The following is an 8,851-nucleotide window of genomic DNA, read 5'->3' on the forward strand; positions in this document are numbered from 1 at the left end:
CAGAATTTATTAGAGGAGTTGGCAGATTTGGGGAAAAGTGAACGACGAGCATTAGAAAGTTTATTAACTCGACTTTTAGAACATTTACTGAAGTTAACTTACTGGCAATCCCAACGAGATTATCATCAAGCAGGATGGAAAGGGGAAATTAGAACCTTTCGGAAACAAATCAAGAAATTACTGAGAGATAGTCCCAGTCTCAAACCCTATTTATGCGAGATACTTGAGGAATGTTACAGCGATGCTCGGGAGATAATTATTGATATAACCCAATTAGATGCCAGTATTTTCCCTGGGGAATTGTTAGCTAATCTAGAGGAGATTCTCGATCAAAATTGGCTGCCGGATTGGGAAGCTATCAGCAAGGATTCTTAAAAGTGCAATTAAGGAGTAAAAAATCATGAATATTACCATCCCAAATCTTTACGATAGCGATTATCAACTTTGGTTAGAAAACACTATCAACCAATTGCGTCAAGGCGATTTTCAAGCGGTAGATTGGCCGAATTTATTAGAGGAGTTGGCAGATTTGGGAAAAAATAATCGACGAGCGCTTAAGAGTCTCTTAACTCGACTTCTAGAACATTTACTGAAGTTAACCTACTGGCAATCCCAACGAGATTACAACCAAGCGGGATGGAAAAAAGAAATCAGGAATTTTCGCCTACAAATTGCTGATCTTTTAGAAGATAGTCCCAGTTTAAAGTCCTATTTAAGGGAAATTTTAGCAAAATGTTATCTCGATGCTCGCAATCTGCTTATTGACGAAACCGAATTAGATGCCAGTATTTTCCCCGGGGAATTGTTAGCTAATCTAGAGGAGATTCTCGATGAAAATTGGTTGCCGGATTGGGGAGATATAAACAGGGATAAATCTTCCGAGGTGAACTAAAGATTAGCTTCACCTACCCGGTTTACAGACATTATAGTCCTCGTGAGAGATCACCGCCTCTGGGACGAGAAGATTGCCGTGGTCGCGACAGATGAGGCGATAATTGCGGGTAACGGGGATACTGATAATAAAGCGATCGTGTCGCAATCGTTTACCGTGGAAATCTCGATAATTGCGGTGATTTTGCAATCCTTGCAGGATTTCCCTAGCTTTAAGTACGACATTTTTCGGTAATTCCCGCAGATCGATCGGATCCTGGGAAAAAGTGGCTTCCCAAGCATTTTTTTGACGTTTTCTTTCTTCCCAAGCGGCATCTAGTTGAGCGCAATGATGGCAGACTTGGCCATAACCCTTGTGACCACAGGGAAACTTCTTCTTTCTTCTGGACATAATACCATCTGTCTGTAAGGCTGTGAGAGACTATTCAAGAGCGGTAAAGCTTGCTTCACTTTTGGCAGATGGAGAAGAAAGTCTTTACCCAGTGATTATCTATACTTACCAGCATACAGGGATCGATACCTCGTTTGGCCATTGACCAGCCAGAAAGTTGATCTTGGTTAGTTAGGGACTGCTGTCACCAACAGGATTAAGGCTGCTTAGAATAATTCCCATTCTTGGGTTCTTAAACGTTTGAGAATAGCTAAACGGCTACTAAAATAATTAGCACAGAGACGACTATAATCGGTTAAACGCAGGTTATTTAAGCTAATTGACCAAGACCAAATATAGGCCGCTTGGGTGAGATACTGAAGACAAGATAATTCACCATCGGTTAAAGGCACTGTTTGCTCGTAACCTTGGATAAAACTGTGGCGAATCTGGCGATTTAAGCCGGATTGTAGGGAAACTTGCAAAAATTTAGCTATATCAAAAACTCGCCAACCATAACCGCACTGATCGAAATCAAATAGGGTCATCTGATTATCAGGGGTGATATGTACATTACCACTATGAGGATCGCCCCAACAAATGCTCCAATAGGGAGATTCTGTCGGTAATTTGGCGGTTTCTTCCTCTATTTCCCCAATGGTTTCTAAAACACAGTCTAGGTCGCTCGGTCGTTGGTGCAGAAAAGGTGCGATAATTTGCAGGGAATCCTCGAGAAGATATTTGAGGTTGAGGGGATGACGATAGGCTAGGGGTTGAAAATCTGCCGTCACCCGATGTAAATTAGCCACGATCGCCCCTAAATGATAGGCTTGTTCTATATCTATATCCCCAATAGCAATTCCCCCAGGAGCATAGGGAAAAAGGACGGCGTAACGTTTCCCTTCCGGGGCATTAATTTCTAAGCATAAATCACCGTTTTTGCTGCGAATTGGTGCGGCGACGGGAACCTGAGAGCGATCGAGATAATCTAATAATTCTAGCTCGAAGTCTATTTCCATTTTGCTGCGCCAATGGCAGTGAGATACGCGCAAAATGTAGGGAGTTGTCAGGGTTTCGAGGAGATACACATCACTTAAACCCCGATGCCAAAATTGACAATTTTTCGGCATATCAATCTCGTAACGAGAAAAAACCAAATCTGCTAGGGCAGCGGGAGCCAGAGTGGAGTAGAGTGTGGGAAAAGTCCATTCTCCAGTGCGAAAATTGGCAGCGGGAGAACTAGAAGGCAGTAAATTGAGCGAAGCCAGAAAAGTCGTCACGGTTCCCTCCCGATGCAAGTGTGGACAACGCTCGCATCATCCTATTTTATAGGCCACATATATTACAAATCGGTTCGATCGCTCCGTATATTTCGCTACATTCCTCTGTTAATCAGTCTTTAAGTAGTCAGGCAAAATTAATTACCAGCCACAGAGGGCTGAAAGCCTTGCTAGACAAGGATCGCTATGGGTAAATAATTTTACCCAGATACTTAATATCCCCTACTGCCCGCTCTCGACGATTATTTTAAATGCCTAAAAGTTTAGCCTGAAAAAATATTGCTTATCTTGATTCTTCCTGACTGAGATGACGTAGTTTATCTCGAAAATAGCCAAAGCTGGGCGATCGATTAATGTCCACATTCATCTGAGGAGAAATATTTTCTGCCCAGACTGTTTTCTCTTGACCCACAGAAGCTCCACCTAACTTAGATAATTGTTTCGCTCCACCTCTGTATATAGCATCTGCCAGTTTTTCCCAAGTACCACAGATACTATCATTAATATAGGAATCCAAGATAGCACTTTTGGCCTGGGGATAAGCAATTTTTATGGCATTAATATCACCTAAATACCAAGCTTCTCCTTCTTCAATAGCAATACAGAAGTAAATTTGGGATTTGATAGCAGATTTTTCCAGACAATTGCTTAATTCCTGTCGAAATTTCCGAAAACATCGATTATCCAGATCGCAAACCACAATCAGTACAGCAGCATAATTATCAGAGTAACTAGAAAAAGTTTTATCATATCCTTGAATCAGTTTAGGTAGTCGCTCAAGAAGAATCCGTTTACTAGGATCGGAAACAGACTGTAAGTCTCTGGGAATATGACCACTGCCTTTATAGGAATGAACCCTAAATGTATGACCTGCATTCATGTCAATAATCTTAGGAATTAGAATATCAAGTGCTTTTTTTCCCGACAAATCCTCGACCAAAATTTCAAAGTGCATGACCTTATCTCTCATCTAAGTAATCACTATACCAAAGACTACCAAGGGGCAATCCTTCTGAGACGAGATTCTTAATTAAAGGATTGTCACTGGCCCGTTTAATCCGAGAAAAACCATCATCACCTTTTTCCAGAATCCAAACTTCTTCCGGCCGGAGAGCATCAACAAAATAAGGTTGATGAGTGGTGATAAAAATTTGAGAACGTCCTCTCTGTCCTGTGGCGTGTTTTCTAAATTCTTGAGCCAAGGTTTCTAATAGTTTATGGTATAAGCCGTTTTCTGGCTCTTCAATACAGATAAATGGCGGTGGAGAAGGGTCTTCTAACAGTAAGAGATAGGCGAATACTTTTAAAGTACCATCGGACATTTGCTGTACATAAAATGGGTCTTGGAATCCCCGATCATTAAATTTTAATAGTAGTCGATTATCGGGACTTTTTTCGGTGCTAATTTTTTCTATACCCGGTATCTTACGAGAAATACTATTAAGTATATTCTGAAATTTCTTGGAATGCTCTCTTTCCATAAACTGCACCACATTACCGAGATTATCTCCATGGATATTCAAATGTTTCTGGGGTCCGGCTAGGGGCAAACTTCTGGCCGCATCGGGAGTAAAATAGCTGAGATACCATCCCTCAATAAATCTCCGAAATAGGGAAATTCTCGGATGCTGTTTGAGAGAACCTAACGTAGCAATTCCTAGTTTGCGCTTATCATTCAGTTCCACTAACTCGGTTTCCTTGCTTTCCTCATCAGCTTCTCGTTGAATTTTTTCTATTAACTTAAGTAAATCAAAATGGTCTTGACCTTCTTCTACTTGTTTCCCTTCTTCTTCTCCTTTCCAGACGATTCCTTTCCCTTCATCGAGGATTAAAAATGAAAAAGGCCATCCGGTCTTTTGACCTTTTCTTCTCTGTCTGAGTCTTTCTTTTTTTACATAAGGTCTATTATCCGTATCTAGATCAATAGCTAATTCATAGGTAATTGGTCGGGAATTGTAATCTTCTTTGTAATAAATCTGAAATTCAATGCTTCCTTCCTGACCCTGGGAACGAAGACGCTCAAACCCGCCCCGACCTCGCGCATCACAAGCTTCTTCTACTCCTCCTTTAAGACAATCAGATAAAAAACCGAACGCATCAAAAAGTGTGCTTTTTCCCACACCATTTTTGCCGATAACGGCCGTCATCGGTGTCAGAGAATCTCGATTTTGAGTATTCCATAACTTGCCCAGGGTTATATCCTTGAGCGCTCGATAATTTTTAATCCTCAATCCCTCAATTCCAGCCATTATTTAGTCCCGTTTCTCATTACTAAAGTAATTTGAGCAATTTCTTGATAGATTGATTCTAGACCAGTTATCAATTACTGACCCGATTCGATCGCTCCTTCGGCCTCATGGACAATTGCCCTCAATTGATCTAAAGTTTTCTGGTCCACCTGGGTCCATAATCCCCGTTGTTGAGCCTCTAATAATCTTTCGGCCATATCTCGCAATGCCCAGGGGTTTTTCTCCTGAATAAATTGTTGTACCTTCTCGTCAAATAAATAAGCTTCGGCTACTCCCTGATAGATAAAATCCTCCACCAGATGAGTAGTGGCAGAGTAGGCAAAAATATAATCTACGGTTGCAGCCATCTCGAAAGCGCCTTTATAGCCGTGTCGCATCACTCCCGCTATCCATTTGGGGTTAACCACTCGCGAGCGGTAAACGCGGCGAATTTCTTCCTCTAGGGTTCTGATGCGGGGATTTTCCGGACGGGAATGATCACCAAAATAGGTGACGGGATTTTTGCCGGTTAATGCCCGGACACTGGCAGTTAAGCCGCCTTGAAATTGATAGTAGTCATCGGAGTCGAAAATATCGTGTTCTCGATTGTCCTGATTGTGCAGCACTATCTCTAATTCTTGCAGTCTATTTCTCAATACTTCCGGTAAAGAATGGGCAGTTCCTTGACTATCATAGGCATAACAACTCCAGTTAATATAAGCATTAGCTAAGTCTTGATCATTTTGCCAGTTTTGTGACTCGATTAACCCCTGTAAACCGGCCCCGTAAGCACCCGGTTTGCAGCCAAAGATTCTGGCAGTAGCTCTCAGTTTCGCCTCCTTTTCTCCTAAGCCCTGACTTAGCCAAAACTCCCTCTCTGTCTTCACTTTCGCCGCTAAAGGATTAATTTTTTCCTCTTCCTCTTGACAAGCTACCGCATTTATGCCAGAATTAAGAAGATGTAGTATGGTGGGGAAACTGTCCCTAAAAAAGCCCGATACCCGAACAGTCACATCAATGCGAGGACGGCCTAAGCTAGACGGGGTAAGGATTTCAAACCCGACCACCCGACGGAAAAAACCATCCCAAAGGGGACGAATTCCCAGTAAAGCCATGGCTTCGGCCACATCTTCGCCACTATTTCTCATCGTCGAAGTTCCCCAGATAGAAATCGCCAAAGTGCGGGGATATTCGCCATTTTCTTGGGTATAACGTTCAATTAGTGCCTCTGCAGCCTTTCTTCCCACTTCCCACGCGGTTTCTGTGGGGATTGCGCGGGTATCGACGGAATAGAAATTTCTGCCGGTGGGGAGAACATCAGGACGGCCGCGGGTAGGAGCGCCAGAAGCACCACTGGGGACGTATTCGCCAGCGAGACCTTTTAAGAGATAGGTAAGTTCATCGGGGGTTTGTTTTAAAGCAGGAATTAACTGATTTTCTAGCCAAACCAATTCTTTTGCCGTATTTTCGCCTACAGGTTCAATTTTCTGGCTAATTAAATCCTGAGCGAGACTTTCCAGATAAGTAGTGGTATCGTTATATTCCGTCAGGGGGTCGCAGTCGAGATGGAGGTCAAGGGCAAGGGAACGGGTTAAACCGGGGCGGTCAGGACTGGGAGAACGGGCAATCGATTGGATTAAATCAATTAACTGCTGACCCTGGGGACATTGACCGAAGATATGTAAACCGTCGCGGATTTGTGCTTCCTTGAGTTCACAGAGATAACCATCCACGACGGTGAGAAATTGACCAAAGGAGGCGCTGGTCGTGCCTAGCTCTCGATCGAGATTAGTTTTCGCCACCAGATCGTTAATCCGCTCGCGAATCAGAGCTAAACGAGAAGGATCAAGAGATTCTGCTTGATAATATTCATCGATGAGGGACTCTAACTTTTCCCAATCCCCATACAATTCCGCTCGCGTCATTGGGGGAGTGAGATGGTCGATGATAACAGCTTGGGAACGTCTTTTAGCGTTGGAACCTTCTCCGGGGTCATTGACAATAAAAGGATAAAAATTCGGCAGCGACGAGAAAGCGATTTCGGGATAACAATGGGGAGAAAGAGCGAGACTTTTCCCCGGTAGCCATTCTAAATTGCCGTGTTTACCGAGATTAATCACAGCAGTGACGTGGAATTCCTGTCGTAACCAATGGTAAAAAGCGAGATAGCTGTGGGTAGGTTCCAGGTCGGGGGAATGATAATTAAGAGTCGGGTCAAGGTCATAACCGCGAGAAGGTTGAATACCGATAAAGACATTACCTAACTGGAGGCCCGGGATAGGAAAATCCTTGTCTGGATGTCCCCAACGGTCAAGCAGAGCGCTTTGATTATCGGGGGGAAGGGAGGAGAAATAATCTAGATATGCTTCTAGGGAGAGAGATTGATAGATAGGTTTTAATTCCCTTGTCTCCAGGTCATTAGTGATACCGGAAATCAGCAATCGCATTAATTCATCGCTATGGTCGGGTAGGTCGGTGAGGGTATAACCTTGGGTTTGTAGTGCGCGAAGAATTTCCAAACCACTAGCGGGAGTATCTAAACCGACTCCGTTAGCGATACGACCATCCTTATTGGGATAGTTGGGGAAAATGAGGGCAATTTTTTTCTGGGAGTTGGGAAGGGAGGAGAGTTGACAATAGTTTGCGGTTAAATCAGCGACAAAATCAACCCGGTGGGGGAGGGGTTGATAGATAACTATTTCCGTTTCTAGTTTGGGATGTCGGGTGAGGACAGATTTAAAGGAAATAGCGCGGGTGATAATTTTGCCATCCATTTCCGGTAAAGCGATATTCATGGCCACATCCCGGGGGGAAAGACCTTGATAACCCTGTTGATAAGCTTCTAAACTGCTGCTGCTGAGGATTACTTGGAAGATGGGTTTATTGAGGGACTGCCAGAAGTGATGATTTTGTTTGTCTTCCGGTCGCTGGATAGAGAAGCTAGTGGTATCGAGAATTAGGTCTGGGGGATGGTGGGAAAAGAGGGTTAATAGTTCCTCTTGCACTTCGATTTCCCGCAGAGAGGAGAGAAAGATAGGGACAGTTTCAATGTTTCTTTGGGTGAAAGCACTGATTAAAGCATCGATAGCTTTGGTGTTACCTGCGAGATAATGGGAACGATAGAAAAGTATCCAAGTCCGTGCTTGGGGTTGGGATAGGGTTGTCTGGGAATAGATTCCCAACCTAGGGACAACCCCAGGAGGAGAGGGAGGATAGTCGAGATGGAGACAGGTATGCGCGATAAATTTAGCAGCATTAATCCAGTTATCTATCCCTGCTTCCGTGAAATAGCACCATAACTGGTTAACAGTAGTCAGGGAAGCATTGGAATGACTCATCAACTCTAAATCCGGTTTATCCTCTCCCGGGAGGACAAATAAAGTCGCACCGGTTTCCTCGACAATTTCCTTAACTACTTCCAACCCGTAGGACCAACTCCCCCGTCCCCCCAATAAGCGAAGAATAATCACTCTTGCTTGGGATAGTACCTTGTCCCCATAGTTATCGATACTGTATTGCTGCTGTAACTGGGATAAATTCAGGGCGCGAATTGCGGGAAAATTATCCGGTAGATGGTCGATAGCTGCCGCTAGAGTTTGAATATCGGTATCAGCCATGGTGAGGAGAACAATCGGGGCCGGATTTTGGTCAATAATAATCACCCCTTCGGTATCTGCTGTCCAACCACCCGCTTGGGGAGCAATTCGGTGCATAAGTTTTGAGAGTCAGGTTAAATAATGATTAGGTTTTGAGAATCAGGGTCTCGATCGAGGGATCATTCTTAGGTAGATAGAGATGATTATATCTGTCTGCGGCAATTTAAAGAACAGGGAATAGGGATTAGGGAATAGGGGATAGGGATTAAGCAAAATCTTCACTAAAACCCCAACACCCTAAAACCCCAACACCTTACTGATGACTGGGGTGTAGGGAAGTGGGGAAGTGGGGGAATTTCAACTAAAACCCTAAAACCCTAAAACCCTAAAACCCTAAAACCCTAAAACCCCAACACCCCACCACCCTATCTCCTGCCTCCTGCCTCCTGCCTCCTGCCTCCTGCCTCCTGCCTCCTGCCTCCTGCC

7 protein-coding genes are annotated in these 8,851 nt (G+C 43.8%); 2 read left to right on the forward strand and 5 right to left on the reverse strand.

Annotated features, from left to right (window positions below):
• The coding region (locus PN470_RS03075; protein ID WP_272103620.1) for a DUF29 domain-containing protein at positions 1-375 on the forward strand (375 nt) is incomplete at its 5' end.
• Between the two features lie 25 nt (positions 376-400).
• Positions 401-892, forward strand: coding sequence for a DUF29 domain-containing protein (locus tag PN470_RS03080; RefSeq protein ID WP_272103622.1), 492 nt, complete (start codon positions 401-403; stop codon positions 890-892).
• Positions 893-901: 9 nt separating this feature from the next.
• Here the strand turns inward: PN470_RS03080 and PN470_RS03085 are convergent, their stop codons facing one another.
• From PN470_RS03085 to cobN, 5 genes are all read right to left on the reverse strand, one after another.
• Positions 902-1,282 (reverse strand): DUF7682 family zinc-binding protein, encoded by a 381-nt coding sequence (locus PN470_RS03085; protein WP_002747647.1) that lies wholly within the window; start codon positions 1,280-1,282, stop codon positions 902-904.
• A 206-nt stretch (positions 1,283-1,488) separates the two neighbouring features.
• Positions 1,489-2,541, reverse strand: coding sequence for a phosphotransferase enzyme family protein (locus tag PN470_RS03090; protein ID WP_042790604.1), 1,053 nt, complete (start codon positions 2,539-2,541; stop codon positions 1,489-1,491).
• Positions 2,542-2,824: 283 nt separating this feature from the next.
• Positions 2,825-3,496 carry a DUF4276 family protein gene (locus PN470_RS03095; RefSeq protein ID WP_103111948.1) on the reverse strand — a complete coding sequence of 224 codons (672 nt, stop codon included), beginning with the start codon at positions 3,494-3,496 and terminating at the stop codon, positions 2,825-2,827.
• A 4-nt stretch (positions 3,497-3,500) separates the two neighbouring features.
• Positions 3,501-4,790, reverse strand: a complete 1,290-nt coding sequence (locus PN470_RS03100; protein WP_272103624.1) for an AAA family ATPase — start codon at positions 4,788-4,790, stop codon at positions 3,501-3,503.
• A 74-nt stretch (positions 4,791-4,864) separates the two neighbouring features.
• Complete coding sequence (gene cobN, locus PN470_RS03105; protein ID WP_272103626.1) at positions 4,865-8,482, reverse strand: cobaltochelatase subunit CobN; 3,618 nt, start codon at positions 8,480-8,482, stop codon at positions 4,865-4,867.
• Positions 8,483-8,851: the final 369 nt, after the last annotated feature.

It is taken from the genome of Microcystis sp. CS-574 (assembly GCF_028329095.1).
GTDB classification, from domain to species: domain Bacteria; phylum Cyanobacteriota; class Cyanobacteriia; order Cyanobacteriales; family Microcystaceae; genus Microcystis; species Microcystis ichthyoblabe_A.